13 protein-coding genes are annotated in these 17,449 nt (G+C 56.6%); 11 read left to right on the top strand and 2 right to left on the bottom strand.

Going from position 1 to position 17,449, the window contains the following annotated elements; genetic code table 11:
- Positions 1-18 precede the first annotated feature (18 nt).
- From csrD to tldD, 8 genes are all read left to right on the top strand, one after another.
- A complete protein-coding gene (gene csrD / locus AC0TOY_RS05805) occupies positions 19-1,959 on the top strand; it encodes an RNase E specificity factor CsrD (protein ID WP_473721602.1) in 1,941 nt (646 codons plus the stop codon).
- Positions 1,960-2,241: 282 nt separating this feature from the next.
- Positions 2,242-3,285 (top strand): rod shape-determining protein MreB, encoded by a 1,044-nt coding sequence (gene mreB / locus AC0TOY_RS05810; RefSeq protein WP_000913396.1) that lies wholly within the window; start codon positions 2,242-2,244, stop codon positions 3,283-3,285.
- Between the two features lie 62 nt (positions 3,286-3,347).
- Positions 3,348-4,364, top strand: coding sequence for a rod shape-determining protein MreC (gene mreC / locus AC0TOY_RS05815; RefSeq protein ID WP_023309400.1), 1,017 nt, complete (start codon positions 3,348-3,350; stop codon positions 4,362-4,364).
- The gene (gene mreD, locus AC0TOY_RS05820) at positions 4,364-4,852 is read left to right on the top strand and encodes a rod shape-determining protein MreD (protein WP_023309399.1); all 489 of its coding nucleotides are present in this window, start codon (positions 4,364-4,366) and stop codon (positions 4,850-4,852) included. Before mreC ends, mreD begins: the two co-directional genes overlap by 1 nt.
- A 9-nt stretch (positions 4,853-4,861) precedes the next feature.
- The gene (locus AC0TOY_RS05825; protein ID WP_032650440.1) at positions 4,862-5,455 is read left to right on the top strand and encodes a Maf family protein; all 594 of its coding nucleotides are present in this window, start codon (positions 4,862-4,864) and stop codon (positions 5,453-5,455) included.
- Positions 5,445-6,914 carry a ribonuclease G gene (gene rng / locus AC0TOY_RS05830; RefSeq protein WP_010436156.1) on the top strand — a complete coding sequence of 490 codons (1,470 nt, stop codon included), beginning with the start codon at positions 5,445-5,447 and terminating at the stop codon, positions 6,912-6,914. Before AC0TOY_RS05825 ends, rng begins: the two co-directional genes overlap by 11 nt.
- A 41-nt stretch (positions 6,915-6,955) precedes the next feature.
- Positions 6,956-10,759 carry an AsmA2 domain-containing protein YhdP gene (gene yhdP, locus AC0TOY_RS05835; RefSeq protein ID WP_473721603.1) on the top strand — a complete coding sequence of 1,268 codons (3,804 nt, stop codon included), beginning with the start codon at positions 6,956-6,958 and terminating at the stop codon, positions 10,757-10,759.
- An 84-nt stretch (positions 10,760-10,843) separates the two neighbouring features.
- On the top strand, positions 10,844-12,289 hold the full coding sequence (gene tldD, locus AC0TOY_RS05840; RefSeq protein WP_024906327.1) for a metalloprotease TldD: 1,446 nt from the start codon (positions 10,844-10,846) through the stop codon (positions 12,287-12,289).
- 46 nt (positions 12,290-12,335) lie between these two features.
- Here tldD and AC0TOY_RS05845 read toward each other — a convergent pair whose 3' ends face one another.
- Together AC0TOY_RS05845 and aaeR are read right to left on the bottom strand one after the other, a co-directional pair.
- Entirely contained in the window at positions 12,336-12,950 is a 615-nt protein-coding gene (locus AC0TOY_RS05845) for a YagU family protein (RefSeq protein WP_473721604.1), read from the bottom strand.
- Between the two features lie 219 nt (positions 12,951-13,169).
- Positions 13,170-14,096 (bottom strand): HTH-type transcriptional activator AaeR, encoded by a 927-nt coding sequence (aaeR, locus tag AC0TOY_RS05850; RefSeq protein ID WP_023309395.1) that lies wholly within the window; start codon positions 14,094-14,096, stop codon positions 13,170-13,172.
- A gap of 179 nt (positions 14,097-14,275) precedes the next feature.
- Here aaeR and aaeX point away from each other — a divergent pair, with 179 nt between their 5' ends.
- From aaeX to aaeB, 3 genes are read left to right on the top strand one after another with little or no spacing between them, the layout of a single operon-like run.
- Positions 14,276-14,479, top strand: coding sequence for a p-hydroxybenzoic acid efflux pump operon protein AaeX (gene aaeX / locus AC0TOY_RS05855; protein ID WP_003860416.1), 204 nt, complete (start codon positions 14,276-14,278; stop codon positions 14,477-14,479).
- Between the two features lie 7 nt (positions 14,480-14,486).
- Positions 14,487-15,419 carry a p-hydroxybenzoic acid efflux pump subunit AaeA gene (aaeA, locus tag AC0TOY_RS05860; protein WP_023309394.1) on the top strand — a complete coding sequence of 311 codons (933 nt, stop codon included), beginning with the start codon at positions 14,487-14,489 and terminating at the stop codon, positions 15,417-15,419.
- 5 nt (positions 15,420-15,424) lie between these two features.
- Entirely contained in the window at positions 15,425-17,392 is a 1,968-nt protein-coding gene (gene aaeB, locus AC0TOY_RS05865) for a p-hydroxybenzoic acid efflux pump subunit AaeB (RefSeq protein ID WP_157189789.1), read from the top strand.
- Positions 17,393-17,449: the final 57 nt, after the last annotated feature.

The raw sequence follows: 17,449 nt of genomic DNA on the forward strand, positions 1-17,449 counted from the left end.
CACGGAGTAATCTCAAGGATGCGATTAACGACGAAGTTCTCGGCTTTTATCACCTTGCTGACGGGGCTTACCATTTTTGTCACGCTTATGGGCTGCTCCCTGAGCTTTTACACCGCCATTCAGGACAAGCTGGTTAACCGGGTACAGTCTGTTGCATCGGTGATTGATGCGCGTCTGCTGACGACGCCGCTACCGGCGCTCTCCCGTGAGCTCGATGAGTTGATGGTACCTGTTGATATCGTTCAGATCGACATTCTGCAGGGAAAGCATCGTGTTTTAAGCCACGAACGGCCGGGAAGCTATCGTCCTGCGGGCGTGGTGAGCCAGTATCGGGAAGTGACGGTGCATTCCCTGAAAAATCCGGGGATGACCATACACATGGTCTACCTCGATCCGATGGCGAGCTATTTTCGTTCAATGATGACCACCGCACCGCTCACCGTCGCCGTTGCGTTTATCGTCCTGCTGATCTTTCTCGCGGTCCGCTGGCTGCGCCGACAGCTCTCCGGCCAGGAGCTGCTGGAGATGCGCTCCGTGCGGATCCTTAACGGTGAACGCGGTCCGCAGGTGCGTGGCTCGGTCCATGAGTGGCCGTCACGCGCCAGCAGCGCGCTGGATACGCTGCTCTCGGAAATCCAGTTTGCCAGCGACCAGCGCAGCCGAATGGATACGCTGATTCGCTCTTATGCCGCCCAGGATAATAAAACTGGCCTTAACAACCGTCTTTTCTTTGATAATCAACTCGCGACGCTGCTCGACGATTCAGAAAAAGTGGGGACACACGGGGTGGTGATGATGATTCGCCTGCCCGATTTCGATCTCCTGCGCGATACCTGGGGACAGCGGGCTGCGGAAGAAAATCTCTTTACGCTGATCAACCTGCTCTCCACCTTTATTATGCGCTACCCGGGCGCGCTGCTGGCCCGCTATCACCGCAGCGACTTTGCCGTATTGTTGCCTCATCGTACGCTGAAAGAGTCGGAAAGCATCGCCAGCCAGCTGTTGAAGGCGGTGGATGCGCTGCCGCAGAGCAAAATGCTCGACAGGGACGATATGGTCCACATGGGGATCTGCGCCTGGCGTGGCGGACAATCCACAGAACAGGTGATGGAACATGCGGAAGCGGCCACCCGCAACGCCGTGTTGCAGGGGGCGAACGGATGGGCTGTTTACGATGACTCGCTGCCGGAAAAAGGGCGTGGCAACGTGCGCTGGCGTACTTTGATTGAGCAAATGCTTAGCCGCGGTGGACCACGTATTTATCAAAAACCCGCGGTCATGAAAAACGGCAACGTTCACCACCGTGAACTGATGTGCCGTATTTTTGACGGTACGGAAGAGGTTATCTCGGCGGAATATCTGCCGATGGTCCTGCAATTTGGTCTGTCCGAAGAGTATGACCGCCAGCAAATTACCCGGTTAATTCCGTTTTTATCTTTCTGGCCGGAAGAGAGCCTGGCGCTGCAGGTCACTGTGGAGTCGTTAATACGCCCACGTTTTCAGCGCTGGCTACGTGATACATTAATGCAATGCGAAAAATCGCAACGCAAACACATTATTTTTGAACTTGCTGAGGCCGATGTAGGTCAACACATCAGCCGGTTACGTCCGGTAGTACGTTTGATCAATGCGCTCGGTGCGCGTGTGGCGGTGACTCAGGCAGGTTTAACGCTGGTCAGTACCAACTGGATCAAGGAGCTGGATGTGGAGTTATTAAAGCTACATCCGGGGCTGGTAAGGAATATTGAGAAGCGTACGGAAAACCAGCTGCTGGTACAGAGTCTGGTAGAAGCATGCAAGGGAACGCGAACACAAGTATTTGCCACGGGCGTGCGCTCCAGAAGTGAATGGCAGATGTTAACAGAGCGCGGTGTGATGGGTGGTCAGGGGGATTTTTTTGCTGCCTCTCAACCGCTTGACACCAACGTGAAAAAATATTTGCAAAGATACTCTGTTTGACCTGCCGTTTACGCTGTTTTCACGTAGAATATCGCGCCTGTAGCTTTGAGTATGTCGAGCAAAAAGCCAGTGAACGACCTTTAACGGGTTACAAACGTCAGTGGGGAACGCTACTGTTTATTCAGCCCTGAGGGAGTCAGGGGATGATTTTGTAACATCAGGAAACGTACTGCACAAATTTTCACCGTTGCAGATGATTTTTGCGCCTTGTCGCTGCTGCGTGTGGTTGGTAAAGTAAGCGGATTTTGTTTTCCGCCCCAGCTTTCAGGATTATCCCTTAGTATGTTGAAAAAATTTCGTGGCATGTTTTCCAATGACCTGTCCATTGACCTGGGTACCGCGAATACCCTTATTTATGTAAAAGGACAAGGCATCGTATTGAATGAGCCTTCTGTTGTGGCCATTCGTCAGGATCGTGCAGGCTCGCCGAAAAGCGTGGCCGCAGTGGGTCATGACGCGAAGCAGATGCTGGGTCGTACCCCTGGCAACATCGCCGCCATTCGCCCAATGAAAGACGGCGTTATCGCCGACTTCTTCGTGACTGAAAAAATGCTTCAGCACTTCATCAAGCAGGTTCACAGCAACAGCTTCATGCGCCCAAGCCCGCGTGTTCTGGTGTGTGTGCCGGTTGGTGCAACCCAGGTAGAGCGTCGCGCAATTCGTGAATCTGCCCAGGGCGCAGGTGCGCGTGAAGTGTTCCTGATTGAAGAGCCAATGGCGGCGGCCATCGGTGCTGGCCTGCCTGTGTCTGAAGCGACCGGTTCCATGGTGGTGGATATCGGTGGTGGTACCACTGAAGTGGCCGTTATCTCTCTGAACGGCGTGGTGTACTCCTCTTCCGTACGTATCGGTGGTGACCGCTTCGACGAAGCCATCATTAATTATGTACGCCGTAACTACGGCTCTCTGATCGGTGAGGCCACCGCAGAGCGTATCAAACACGAAATCGGCTCTGCGTATCCGGGCGATGAAGTGCGTGAGATCGAAGTACGTGGCCGTAACCTGGCTGAAGGTGTGCCACGCGGTTTCACCCTGAACTCCAACGAAATTCTGGAAGCACTGCAGGAACCACTGACGGGTATCGTGAGCGCGGTAATGGTTGCGCTGGAACAGTGCCCACCAGAGCTGGCGTCCGATATCTCCGAGCGCGGTATGGTTCTGACCGGTGGTGGTGCGCTGCTGCGTAACCTCGACCGCCTGTTAATGGAAGAGACAGGTATTCCTGTCGTAGTTGCAGAAGATCCACTGACTTGCGTCGCCCGTGGTGGTGGCAAGGCGCTGGAAATGATCGACATGCACGGCGGCGATTTGTTCAGCGAAGAGTAGTCGAGTTTGAGAGGGTAGCAATTTGCTACCCTTTCTCTCTGACGCGAGAATACGCATAGCCTATGAAGCCAATTTTTAGCCGTGGCCCATCGCTACAGTTTCGCCTTATTCTGGCGGTTCTGGTTGCGCTTGGGGTCATTATTGCCGATAGCCGCCTCGGTACGTTCAGCCAGATCAGAACGTACATGGATACCGCCGTCAGTCCTTTCTACTTTGTTTCAAATGGTCCCCGTGAACTGCTCGACTCCGTTTCTCAAACGCTGTCTTCACGTGATCAACTCGAACTCGAAAACCGGGCATTACGTCAGGAACTGTTGCTGAAAAACAGCGAACTGCTGATGCTGGGGCAATACAAGCAGGAAAACGCGCGTCTGCGTGAGCTGCTCGGCTCGCCGCTGCGTCAGGATGAGCAGAAAATGGTCACTCAGGTGATCTCCACCGTGAACGACCCTTACAGCGATCAGGTTGTGATCGACAAAGGGAGCGTGAACGGGGTGTATGAAGGTCAGCCTGTTATCAGTGATAAAGGCGTCGTGGGCCAGGTGGTTGCCGTGGCCAAGCTGACCAGCCGCGTGCTGCTGATTTGCGATGCCACGCATGCGCTGCCGATCCAGGTCCTGCGCAACGACATCCGCGTGATTGCGGCCGGTAATGGCTGTACGGATGACCTGCAGCTGGAACACCTGCCGGCTAACACGGATATCCGCGTGGGTGACGTTCTGGTGACCTCCGGTCTGGGCGGACGCTTCCCTGAGGGCTATCCGGTTGCGGTGGTCTCTTCGGTGAAGCTGGATACGCAGCGTGCCTATACCGTGATTCAGGCGCGTCCAACCGCCGGTTTGCAGCGTCTGCGCTATCTGCTGCTGCTGTGGGGCGCCGATCGTAACGGTGCTAACCCGATGACGCCTGAAGAGGTGCATCGCGTGGCAAATGAGCGCCTGATGCAGATGATGCCGCAGGTTCTCCCGCCTGCGGATTCCATGGGGCCACCTGCGCCAGTCCCGGCGCCGGCAACCGGGTTAACGCAGCCGCTGCCGGATGCGCCGCCACCGCCTAAACTCTCTTCGGGAGGGCAGTAGTGGCAAGCTATCGTAGCCAGGGACGCTGGGTCATCTGGCTCTCGTTTCTCATTGCACTGTTGCTGCAAGTGATGCCCTGGCCGGATGACATTCTCGTTTTCCGGCCAAACTGGGTATTGCTCATTTTGCTCTACTGGATCCTTGCCCTGCCGCATCGCGTAAATGTCGGCACAGGTTTCGTGATGGGTGCCATACTGGATCTCATTAGCGGCTCAACGCTTGGCGTGCGCGCCTTGTCCATGAGCATTATTGCGTACCTCGTCGCACTCAAATTCCAGCTCTTCCGTAACCTTGCGCTCTGGCAACAGGCCCTGGTGGTGATGCTATTGTCGCTCGCTGCGGATATCGTTGTTTTCTGGGCAGAGTTTTTAGTGATCAACGTCTCTTTCCGACCGGAAGTGTTCTGGAGTAGTGTAGTAAACGGTGTGCTCTGGCCATGGTTATTCCTGCTGATGCGTAAGGTTCGCCAGCAGTTTGCTGTGCAATAAAAGGTTTCTATGACGTCTTTGTATCTCGCTTCCGGCTCCCCGCGCCGTCAGGAACTCCTGACGCAGCTAGGGGTCTCTTTTGAACGCATCGTGACCGGCATTGAAGAAAAACGTGCTGAGGGCGAAAGCGCGCAACAGTACGTGTCTCGCCTGGCGCGTGAGAAAGCGCAGGCGGGCGTGGCCAGTGTGCCATGCGATCTCCCCGTGCTGGGAGCAGATACCATCGTTATTCTGAATGGTGAAGTGCTTGAGAAACCGCGCGACGCCGATCATGCGGCGCGCATGCTGCGCAAACTGTCCGGACATACGCATCAGGTGATGACGGCCGTCGCGCTGGCTGACAGCCAGCACGTGCTGGATTGCCTGGTGGTGACAGAAGTGACGTTCAGAGTGCTTACCGACGACGACATCGCCGCTTATATTGCCAGCGGTGAACCAATGGATAAGGCAGGTGCATACGGTATTCAGGGGCTGGGTGGCTGTTTTGTCAGGAAGATTCATGGCAGCTATCACGCCGTAGTCGGCTTACCGCTGGTGGAAACGTATGAGTTGCTGAGCAATTTTAACTCACTGCGTGAGGGAAGGGATAATTATGACGGCTGAATTGTTGGTAAACGTAACGCCATCGGAAACCCGTGTGGCCTATATTGATGGTGGCATTCTTCAGGAAATTCATATTGAGCGTGAAGCGCGGCGCGGAATAGTAGGCAATATCTACAAAGGTCGTGTCAGTCGTGTACTACCGGGTATGCAGGCGGCTTTTGTAGATATTGGACTGGATAAGGCGGCATTTTTACATGCCTCCGATATCATGCCGCACACCGAGTGCGTCGCGGGCGAAGAGCAAAAGCAGTTTGCCGTGCGCGACATTTCCGAACTGGTGCGTCAGGGACAGGATCTGATGGTGCAGGTGGTGAAAGATCCCCTCGGTACCAAAGGCGCCCGTCTGACCACCGACATCACCTTACCTTCCCGCTATCTGGTCTTTATGCCCGGCGCGTCGCACGTGGGCGTTTCGCAGCGTATTGAGAGCGAAACCGAGCGCGAGCGTCTGAAGAAAGTGGTGAGTGCCTACTGCGATGAGCAGGGCGGGTTTATCATCCGTACCGCCGCAGAGGGGATCAGCGAGGAAGACCTGGCGTCGGATGCGGCTTACCTGAAGCGCGTCTGGACCAAAGTGATGGAGCGTAAAAAACGCAACCAGACCCGCTACCAGCTCTACGGTGAACTGGCGCTTGCACAACGCGTTCTGCGTGACTTTGCTGATGCGCAGCTCGACCGCATTCGCGTGGACTCGCGCCTGACCTATGAAGCACTGCTGGAATTTACCGCCGAATATATCCCCGAGATGCCTGGCCTGCTGGAGCATTATTCAGGGCGTCAGCCGATCTTCGATCTCTATGATGTTGAAAACGAGATCCAGCGTGCGCTGGAGCGTAAGGTTGAACTGAAGTCAGGCGGCTATCTGATCATCGATCAGACCGAAGCGATGACCACCGTCGATATTAACACCGGCGCGTTTGTCGGCCATCGCAATCTCGATGACACCATCTTCAACACCAACATCGAAGCCACGCAGGCGATTGCGCGCCAGCTTCGTCTACGCAATCTGGGCGGCATTATCATCATCGACTTCATCGATATGAGTAATGAAGACCATCGTCGCCGCGTGCTGCACTCGCTTGAGCAGGCGTTGAGTAAAGATCGCGTGAAAACCAGCATCAACGGCTTCTCACAGCTGGGGCTGGTGGAAATGACGCGTAAGCGTACCCGCGAGAGCGTGGAGCATGTGCTGTGTAATGAATGCCCGACCTGCCATGGACGCGGAACGGTAAAGACGGTTGAGACCGTCTGCTACGAAATTATGCGTGAAATTGTGCGTGTGCATCATGCCTACGACTCCGACCGTTTTCTGGTCTATGCTTCCCCTGCGGTGGCTGAAGCGCTGAAAGGCGAAGAGTCACACGCGCTGGCGGAAGTGGAAATCTTTGTCGGCAAACAGGTAAAAGTACAAATTGAACCGCTCTATAACCAGGAGCAGTTTGACGTCGTGATGATGTAAGCGCAGTACGCTGCGTGACGAATGCTGACAAGGAGAGATGCGTGAGGCGATTGCCGGGGATTTTATTGCTTACAGGGGCAACGCTGGTCGTGATTGTCGCGTTGCTCGTGAGCGGGCTACGCCTCGTATTGCCGCATCTGGACAGCTGGCGTCCGCAGCTGCTGGCGAAAATCGAATCCACCACCGGCGTGCCGGTGAACGTCAGTCAGGTCAGCGCTAACTGGCAAAATTTTGGCCCGACGCTCGATGTCCGGGATATCAACGCCCGCCTGAAAGATGGCGGTTATCTGAAAATCAAACGCGTGACCCTGGCGCTGGACGTCTGGCAAAGCCTGCTGCATCTGCGCTGGCAGTTTCGCGATCTCACCTTTTATCAACTCCAGTTCCTGACCAATACGCCGCTGTCCGGTAGCGATAGCGGTCAGGGGCTTGAAGCCAACCGCTTCAGCGATCTTTTCCTCCGCCAGTTCGATCATTTCGATCTGCGCGACAGCGAAGTGAGCTTTATTACTCTTTCCGGCCAGCGCGCCGAGCTGGCGATCCCGCAGCTGACCTGGCTCAACGGTAAGGATCGGCATCGCGCCGAGGGACAGGTCAATCTCTCAAGCCTGAACGGCCAGCACGGCGTGATGCAGGTGCGCATGGATCTGCGCGACGATGACGGCCTGTTAAATAACGGCAAAGTCTGGCTGCAGGCCGACGATGTGGACGTCAAGCCGTGGCTGGGCGACTGGCTCCAGCAAAATATGCAGCTGGAAACGGCCCGCTTCAGTCTTGAAGGCTGGCTGACCCTGACGAAAGGCGAATTTGCCAGCGGCGATATCTGGCTCAAGCAGGGGGGCGCGAGCTGGAAAGGCGAAAAACAACAGCATCAGCTTTCCGTCGATAACCTCACCGCACACGTAACGCAGGAGAAAGAGGGCTGGCAGTTTGCCATTCCCGATACGCGCATCACGATGGACGGAAAGCCGTGGCCGCGCGGTGCGCTGACGCTGGCCTGGATGCCGGAGCAGGACGTTGGTGGCGCGGCCAGTAAACGCAGCGACGAGCTGCGCATCCGTGCCAGCAACCTGGATTTGGCTGCCATTGAAGGGCTGCGCTCGATGGCGGCAAAGCTCTCTCCGGACCTGGGCGAGATCTGGCTGGCAACGCAGCCGAGCGGGAAGATAGACGCTCTGGCGCTGGATATCCCGCTCCAGGCGACGGAAAAAACCCGCTTCCAGGCAACGTGGAAAGATCTTGCCTGGAAGCAGTGGAAGCTGCTGCCGGGGGCAGAGCACTTTAGCGGCAAGCTGGAAGGCAGCGTGGAAAACGGCAGGCTGACGGTTGATATGCACGACGCCAAAATGCCTTACGAGACGGTCTTCCGCGCGCCGCTGGAAATCAAACAGGGCAGCGCGGTGCTTAACTGGCTCCGTAACGACAAGGGTTTCCAGCTTGATGGCCGCAATATCGATGTGAAAGCCAAAGCGGTGCACGCGCGCGGCGATTTCCGCTATCTGCAGCCTGAAGGGGATGAGCCGTGGCTGGGTATTCTCGCCGGGATCAGCACCGATGACGGCTCTCAGGCCTGGCGCTACTTCCCGGAAAACCTGATGGGAAAAGCGCTGGTAGACTATCTCAGCGGGGCGATTCAGGGCGGTCAGGCGGACAATGCCACGCTGGTCTACGGCGGAAATCCGCATCTTTTCCCGTATAAACATAATGAAGGCCAGTTCCAGGTGCTGGTGCCACTGCATAACGCCACCTTCGCGTTCCAGCCGGGCTGGCCCGCGCTGAAAAACCTGGATATCGAACTTAATTTCCTCAATGACGGCCTGTGGATGAAGTCCGACAGCGTGGCGCTGGGCGGCGTGACGGCCAGTAACCTGACGGCCAACATTCCGGACTACTCAAAAGAGAAGCTGCTGATTGATGCCGACATCAACGGTCCCGGCAAGGCGGTCGGACCGTACTTTGAGGAGACGCCGCTGAAAGAGTCGCTGGCCGCGACGCTCCAACAGCTGCAGCTTGATGGCGATGTGAATGCTCGCTTACATCTTGATATCCCGCTGGACGGCAAGATGACCACCGCCAAAGGCGACGTCCGTCTGAAGAACAACAGCCTGTTCATCAAACCCCTTGAGAGCACGCTGAAAAATCTCAGCGGGCAGTTCAGCTTTGAGAACGGTAACCTGAAGAGCGAGCCGCTTACGGCCAGCTGGTTTAATCAGCCCGTTAATATTGACTTCACGACGACCGAGGGTGAAAAGGCCTATCAGGTAGCCGTCAATCTGGACGGTAACTGGCAACCATCACGTATGGACGTCCTGCCGAAGCCCATTGAGGCGTCAGTAGAGGGGGCGGTTGCCTGGCAGGGTAAAGTGGCAATCGACCTGCCTTATCACGCGGGTGCCAAGTATAAGGTCGACATCACGGGCGATCTGAAAAACCTTCAGAGCCAGCTGCCTGCGCCGCTGGATAAACAGGCCGGACAGCCGTTGCCGGTAAAGCTGAACGTCGATGGCAACCTGAACAGCTTCGCGCTGACCGGCAGCGCGGGTGGGACAAACCATTTCAACAGCCGCTGGCTGCTTAACCGCAAGCTCACCCTCGATAAAGCCATTTGGACAACGGATAGCCGCTCCACGCCGCCGCTGCCGGAGCAGACGGGCATTGAGCTGAACCTCCCGCCGATGGACGGTGCTGAGTGGCTGGCGCTGTTCCAGAAAGGCGTTGGGCAAAACGTTGATGAAACCGCCCAGTTCCCGCAAACCATTACCGTACGTACGCCGTCGCTGATGCTGGGCGGGCAGCAGTGGAACAACCTGAGCATTGTCTCGCAGCCTGGCGCTAACGGCACGAAGGTGGAGGCCCAGGGCAGAGAGATCAACGGTACGCTGACCATGCGCAATCACGCGCCGTGGCAGGCGGCGATCCGCTACCTCTACTACAACCCGGCAAGCGCCGCGAGCGGGAAAGACAAACCGGCAGAGACGTCGCCGCTGAGTCATACCTCCCGCGTCGATTTTAGCGGCTGGCCCGATCTCCAGCTGCGCTGTGCGGAGTGCTGGCTGTGGGGGCAGAAATATGGCCGCATCGACGGTGATTTTGCCATCCAGGGAAACACGCTTACGCTCTCCGGCGGCCTGGTTGATACCGGATTTGGCCGCATGACGGCCGCAGGGGAATGGGTGAATAACCCGGGCGAGCAGCGGACGTCCCTGAAGGGCGACATTAAAGGCAACAAACTGGATGCGGCAGCCAGTTTCTTTGGTATCAGCACGCCGCTGCGCGGCTCGTCATTTGACGTTGATTACGATCTTCACTGGCGCGACGCCCCGTGGAAGCCGGATGAGGCCTCGCTTAACGGCATTCTGAAAACCCACTTCGGCAAAGGTGAGATCGCCGACGTAAGCACGGGGCGTGCCGGACAGATCCTGCGCCTGCTGAGTTTTGACGCGCTGCTGCGCAAGCTGCGCTTCGATTTCAGTGATACCTTCAACGAAGGTTTCTACTACGATTCCATCCGCAGTACGGCGTGGATCAAGGACGGCGTTCTGCACACGGACGACACGCTGGTGGATGGCCTTGAAGCGGATATCGCCATGAAAGGCTCCGTTAACCTCGTGCGTCGCGAACTGGATATGGAAGCCGTCGTGGCACCGGAAATTTCCGCGAGCGTGGGTGTGGCGGCAGCTTTCGTGGTGAACCCGATTGTTGGTGCGGCGGTGTTTGCCGCCAGTAAAGTGCTGGGGCCACTCTGGAGCAAGGTCTCCATTCTGCGCTACCGCATTACCGGTCCGGTAGATAAACCGCAGATTAACGAGGTGCTGCGCCAGCCGCGCAAAGATGCACAGCAATGATTTGACGTGGGCAGGTAATTGCCTCACTCTCAATAAATACGATCTTAATACCGCCACGGGCGGCAACGAACGAGTAGCAATACGATGAGTCTGAACCTGGTAAGTGAACATTTGCTCGCAGCGAACGGCCTGAGCCATCAGGACCTGTTCTCCATTCTTGGTCAACTGACCGAACGCCGTCTCGACTACGGCGACCTTTATTTCCAGTCGAGCTATCACGAATCCTGGGTTTTAGAAGACAGCATCATCAAAGATGGCTCCTACAACATCGACCAGGGCGTTGGCGTCCGCGCCGTCAGCGGCGAGAAAACCGGTTTTGCCTATGCCGATCAGATTAGCCTCACCGCACTTGAGCAGAGCGCGCAGGCCGCGCGTACCATTGTGCGTGATACCGGCGATGGTCGCGTGAAAACCCTCGGAGAAGTGCAGCACTCTGCGCTCTATACCAGCATCGATCCGCTGCAGAGCATGAGCCGTGAAGAGAAGCTGGATATCCTGCGTCGCGTGGACAAAGTCGCCCGCGCGGCGGACAAACGCGTGCAGGAAGTTTCAGCCAGCCTGAGCGGTGTGTATGAACTGATTCTGGTGGCGGCAACGGACGGCACCCTGGCGGCAGATGTTCGCCCGCTGGTGCGTCTCTCCATCAGCGTGCAGGTTGATGAGGACGGCAAACGCGAGCGCGGCTCAAGCGGCGGCGGCGGTCGTTTCGGCTATGACTGGTTCCTGGGCGACGTTGACGGTGAAGCGCGCGCTGACGCGTGGGCAAAAGAAGCCGTCCGTATGGCGCTGGTGAATCTGAATGCCGTCGCGGCGCCGGCGGGCTCATTCCCGGTGGTGCTGGGTGCCGGCTGGCCGGGCGTATTGTTGCATGAGGCGGTAGGCCATGGCCTGGAAGGCGACTTTAACCGTCGCGGGACGTCCGTGTTCAGCGGTCAGATCGGGCAGCTTGTCTCCTCTGAGCTGTGCACCGTGGTGGATGACGGCACCATGCGCGATCGCCGTGGCTCGGTGGCTATCGACGATGAAGGTACGCCAGGCCAGTACAATGTGCTGATCGAAAACGGCGTGCTGAAAGGCTACATGCAGGACAAACTCAACGCGCGCCTGATGGGTGTTGCGCCGACGGGCAACGGACGCCGTGAATCTTACGCGCATCTGCCGATGCCGCGCATGACCAACACTTACATGCTGCCGGGCAAATCCACGCCGCAGGAGATTATCGAATCCGTTGATTACGGTATCTTTGCGCCAAACTTTGGCGGCGGCCAGGTGGACATTACCTCCGGTAAGTTTGTCTTCTCTACTTCAGAAGCGTACCTGATCGAGAAGGGCAAAGTGACCAAAGCGGTGAAAGGTGCAACGCTGATTGGCTCCGGTATTGAAGCCATGCAGCAGATCTCGATGGTTGGTAACGATCTGAAGCTGGATAACGGCGTGGGCGTCTGCGGTAAAGAGGGCCAGAGCCTGCCGGTTGGCGTGGGCCAGCCAACGCTGAAAGTGGACAACCTGACGGTGGGCGGCACAGCCTGACCTGACTCCTTCATAAAAAAGGCGCTACATCAGTAGCGCCTTTCTTTTAGCGTAAGTGACCCAGCGGTATCTCCGGATCCGGCTCGTGCGTGATGCGGTTACGTAAATCACGACGAATGATTTCTATCGACCAGAACCAGACCAGATGGCCCACGATCTCTGACACGTGTTCATACCACGGCAGCTCAAATAGCGGTGGCGTCAGCCCCATCAGCGGGAAGGAGATCATATGCACAAAGAGCTGAGCTAACGCACCCGCCAGCAAACCCTGCCAGAGTTTAATTTTCGGGAAGACTTCAGCAACGACACAATACCCGACAGCGAAGACGATTGAGAAAATAATATGCGTCACGCCGACCCAGTTAAATATATGTCCGGCAAATGTATAAACCGCTGCGTTAGGATCAACAACGCCCAGCCAGTCGCGTAAAAATACATAGGGAGGGTTTAAAAAATTACGTGAACAGTCAATCTGGCTTGCGGCTCTTATTAATTGCTCAGGCCCGCATGCGCCGGTAAATAGATCGGTGGGGCTGCGTGGCGGAAGCGGTACTTCGGCTCCCCATTTGACAAACGCGGAGACAATCCCTGCAATTAAACCGACGAATGCGGCGAGCCCATAGCGCCTGCGTGAAGGCGGTGTTTGTTGAAATAGATTCATTTCTTTTCCTTGTTTAATGTCATCCTGCGGAATACATTTTATTATTCATATCAGCAACAAATTAATAACAGTCTGAACAGCAGACTGTTTATAAAGTAAAGGGCGGGCGGCGGCAGTGTCAATTAGCTATTCCTGATAGTGGCGAAGGAATATTCCAGAATGCAAAGGGGTTTTATCCTGGAAATATTCATCGCTCATATACTTTCAGGGATAAATCGATTATTCCTTCCTTCTTCCCCGCATCCCCTGAAACAGCTCCGCCACGTCCACAAAATACTCGGTCAGATAGTTAATACACACCTGTACCTTGAGCGGGAGTTTGTCTTTTTCGGTATACAGGGCGTACACCGGGCGCGGATCGGACTGGTAGCGTGGGAAGAGGATCTCCAGCACGCCGCTGTTGATCTCGTTGATCACCCACATCAGCGGCACGTAGGCGATCCCGGCGCCGGCCACCAGCCAGCGCGAAATGGTCATCGGATCGTTGGTGACAAACCGTCCCTCCGGCAGCAGTCGGGTGGAGATCCCCTCCGGGGCAATCAGCTCAAATTCATTGTCGGGCCGTACGCTGTACTCCAGCCACGAGTGGTTGGTGAGGTCGGCGGGTTTCTCCGGCACACCGTACTGCGCCAGATAGCTTTTCGATGCACAGACCACCATCGGCATGCTGCCCAGCCGACGCGAGAACAGGCTGGAATCCTGCAGCGCGCCGACGCGGATCACCACGTCCAGCCCGTCGGCAATCAGATCCGGCGCCGGGATACCCGTCACCAGATTGACGGTAAGCCCGGGGTACTCTTTCAGCATATCCGCCGTCATGGCAGCGAGAACATTTTGTGCCATAGTTGAAGAACACCCGATGCGCAGCGTGCCGATGGGGGTGTTATTGAAGGCATAAAGCTGTTCGTGAACATCCTGCACTTCAAGCAGCATGCGGCGACAGCCCTGATAGTAAATTTTACCCGCTTCCGTCAGCCCAATGCTGCGGGTGCTGCGGTTGAGCAGCTTGACCTGAAGCTCATCTTCCAGTTTGGACACCGTCTGGCTGATGGATGAGACGCTCATCTGAAGCTGGCGGGCAGCGGCGGTAAACGAGCCCAGTTCAACCACTTTGGCGAAGACCGACATGCGTTTTAAACGTTCCATTGTTCACTCTGGCTTAAAAGTGATTTAGATCACATATTATAGATAACAGCATAACAGTTACGTTAATATATTATTTATTACATAACGGCTGCGCCATTCTCGCCCGGCGTTTCTTGCTCTCCTGCGATGGCGTGCGCTAAAAAATTCTGAAGCCTGCACTCTCTCTAATCAAGGTCAACATGAGTCTGTTTCCCGTTATCGTGGTGTTCGGTCTGTCGTTCCCACCGATATTTTTCGAGCTTCTTTTATCACTGGCGATCTTCTGGCTGGTGCGCAAGGTGCTGGTCCCTACCGGGATCTACGATTTCGTCTGGCACCCTGCATTGTTCAATACCGCGCTGTATTGCTGCCTGTTCTACCTGATATCGCGCATGTTTGTCTGAGGTTGATGTGAAAACGCTAACAAGAAAAATCTCCCGCACTGCCATCACCATGGCGCTGGTTATCCTCGCCTTCATCGCTATTTTCCGCGCCTGGGTCTATTACACCGAATCACCGTGGACGCGTGATGCACGCTTCAGCGCCGATGTGGTGGCGATCGCCCCTGACGTGGCCGGTCTTATCACGGCGGTCAACGTCCACGACAACCAGCTGGTGAAAAAAGATCAGGTTCTGTTCACCATCGACCAGCCTCGTTACCAGAAAGCGCTGGAAGAGGCGGAAGCGGACGTGGCCTATTACCAGGCGCTGGCTGCGGAGAAACGCCGCGAGGCTGGCCGCCGCAATCAGCTGGGCGTTCAGGCAATGTCCCGTGAAGAGATTGACCAGTCCAACAACGTGCTGCAGACCGTGCTCCACCAGCTGGCGAAAGCGCAGGCAACGCGCGATCTGGCGAAGCTTGATCTGGAGCGCACCGTGATCCGTGCGCCGTCGGATGGCTGGGTGACCAACCTGAACGTCTACGCCGGGGAATTCATTACCCGCGGCTCAACCGCCGTGGCGCTGGTTAAACAGAACTCCTTCTACGTGCTCGCCTATATGGAAGAGACCAAGCTGGAGGGTGTACGTCCAGGGTATCGCGCGGAGATCACGCCGCTGGGCAGCAATCGCGTCTTTAAAGGCACCGTCGACAGCGTCGCCGCAGGGGTGACTAACTCCAGCAGCTCTAACGATGCTAAAGGGATGGCGACGGTAGATTCCAACCTCGAGTGGGTGCGTCTGGCCCAGCGCGTGCCGGTGCGCATCCACCTGGACGAGCAGCAGGGAAATCTGTGGCCTGCGGGTACCACGGCGACGGTGGTGATTACCGGTGAAAAAGATCGGGATGCCAGCCAGGACTCGTTCTTCCGTAAAATCGCCCACCGTCTGCGCGAGTTTGGTTAATCGCTATGGGCATCTTTTCCATCGCCAGCCAGCACATTCGCTTCGCCGTGAAGCTGGCGTGCGCCATCGTGCTGGCGCTGTTTGTCGGCTTCCACTTCCAGCTTGAAACCCCTCGCTGGGCGGTGCTGACGGCTGCGATTGTCGCGGCGGGTCCGGCCTTCGCCGCGGGCGGGGAGCCCTATTCTGGCGCGATCCGCTATCGCGGGATGCTGCGTATCATCGGGACGTTTATCGGCTGCTTCGCGGCGCTGACTATTATTATTCTGATGATCCGCACCCCGCTGCTGATGCTGATGGTCTGCTGTATCTGGGCAGGTTTCTGCACCTGGATCTCGTCTCTGGTGAAAGTGGAGAACTCCTACGCCTGGGGGCTGGCGGGCTATACCGCGCTGATTATTGTCATTACCATTCAGTCTGAACCGCTGCTCGCCCCACAGTTTGCGGTGGAGCGCTGCAGCGAGATTGTGATTGGTATTGTCAGTGCAATCGTCGCTGACCTGCTGTTCTCCCCGCGCTCCATCAAGCAGGAAGTCGACCTTGAGCTTGACGCGCTGATGGTTGCCCAGTACCAGCTGATGCAGCTCTGCATTAAGCACGGCGACAGCGAAGAGGTGGATAAAGCCTGGAGCGGGCTGGTACGTCGTACGCAGGCGCTTGAAGGGATGCGCAGCAACCTTAATATGGAGTCCTCGCGCTGGGCTCGCGCGAATCGTCGCCTGAAAGCCCTCAACACCGTCTCTCTGACGCTGATTACCCAGGCATGTGAAACCTATTTGATTCAGAACACCCGGCCGGAAGCGGTCACCGATACGTTCCGCGAACTGTTTGCCGAGCCGGTGGAAACCGTGCAGGACGTGCACAAGCAGCTTAAGCGCATGCGTCGGGTGATTGCCTGGACAGGGGAGCGCGACACGCCGGTGACGATCTACACCTGGGTCGGCGCCGCGACGCGCTATCTGCTGCTGAAGCGCGGCGTGATCGGGAATACCAAAATCAGCGCGGCGGAAGAAGAGGTGCTGCAGGGCGAAGTGGTGATCAAGGCGGAATCCGCCGAGCGCCATCACGCCATGGTCAACTTCTGGCGTACCACGCTGGCCTGTATGCTCGGCACGCTGTTCTGGCTGTGGACGGGCTGGACGTCCGGCAGCGGCGCGATGGTGATGATTGCCGTCGTGACCGCACTGGCGATGCGTCTGCCTAACCCGCGAATGGTCGCCATTGATTTCCTCTACGGCACCATTGCCGCCCTGCCGATAGGCGCGCTCTATTTTCTGGTCATCATCCCGTCTACCCAGCAGAGCATGCTGCTGCTCTGTATTAGTCTGGCGGTAATGGCGTTCTTTATCGGCATTGAAGTACAAAAGCGGCGCCTGGGATCGCTGGGGGCGCTGGCAAGTACGATTAACATCATCGTGCTCGATAACCCGATGACCTTCCATTTCAGCCAGTTCCTCGACAGCGCGTTAGGTCAGCTGGTGGGCTGTTTCCTGGCCATGATGGTGATACTGCTGGTACGGGATAACTCGCAGGCAAGAACGGGCCGCGTGCTGCTGAACCAGTTCGTGTCGGCTGCCGTATCGTCGATGACAACCAATACCGCGCGCCGTAAAGAGAACCACCTGCCCGCGCTCTACCAGCAGCTGTTTTTACTGCTGAACAAGTTCCCGGGCGATATCGCGAAGTTCCGCCTGGCGTTAACCATGATCATCGCGCACCAGCGTCTGCGTAACGCGCCCGTGCCGATCAACGACGATCTGTCGGCCTGGCACCGCCAGCTGCGTCGTACCGCCGATCACGTGCTTTCCGCCAGCAGCGATGACAAACGACGTCGTTACTTTACGCAGCTGCTTGAAGAGCTCGATATCTACCAGGAGAAGCTAAAGCACTGGGAAGCACCGCCTCAGGTGACCGAGCCGGTAGGACGGCTGGTGTTTATGCTGCATCGCTACCAGAATGCCCTCACGGATAACTGACTGAAGTAAAAAACCGACGCCAAAAGCGTCGGTTTTTTTGTGGCTATACTTATTCCA

This window comes from Enterobacter sp. PL_is379, assembly GCF_055817355.1.

What these genes read in the sequence shown, in the direction of transcription:
- mreC (WP_023309400.1), top strand. Translation starts at nt 3,348, where the DNA reads ATGAAGCCAATTTTTAGCCGTGGCCCATCGCTACAGTTTCGCCTTATT.
- AC0TOY_RS05825 (WP_032650440.1), top strand. Translation starts at nt 4,862, where the DNA reads ATGACGTCTTTGTATCTCGCTTCCGGCTCCCCGCGCCGTCAGGAACTC.
- rng (WP_010436156.1), top strand. Translation starts at nt 5,445, where the DNA reads ATGACGGCTGAATTGTTGGTAAACGTAACGCCATCGGAAACCCGTGTG.
- mreB (WP_000913396.1), top strand. Translation starts at nt 2,242, where the DNA reads ATGTTGAAAAAATTTCGTGGCATGTTTTCCAATGACCTGTCCATTGAC.
- AC0TOY_RS05845 (WP_473721604.1), bottom strand. Translation starts at nt 12,950, where the DNA reads ATGAATCTATTTCAACAAACACCGCCTTCACGCAGGCGCTATGGGCTC.
- aaeR (WP_023309395.1), bottom strand. Translation starts at nt 14,096, where the DNA reads ATGGAACGTTTAAAACGCATGTCGGTCTTCGCCAAAGTGGTTGAACTG.
- aaeX (WP_003860416.1), top strand. Translation starts at nt 14,276, where the DNA reads ATGAGTCTGTTTCCCGTTATCGTGGTGTTCGGTCTGTCGTTCCCACCG.
- tldD (WP_024906327.1), top strand. Translation starts at nt 10,844, where the DNA reads ATGAGTCTGAACCTGGTAAGTGAACATTTGCTCGCAGCGAACGGCCTG.
- aaeB (WP_157189789.1), top strand. Translation starts at nt 15,425, where the DNA reads ATGGGCATCTTTTCCATCGCCAGCCAGCACATTCGCTTCGCCGTGAAG.
- csrD (WP_473721602.1), top strand. Translation starts at nt 19, where the DNA reads ATGCGATTAACGACGAAGTTCTCGGCTTTTATCACCTTGCTGACGGGG.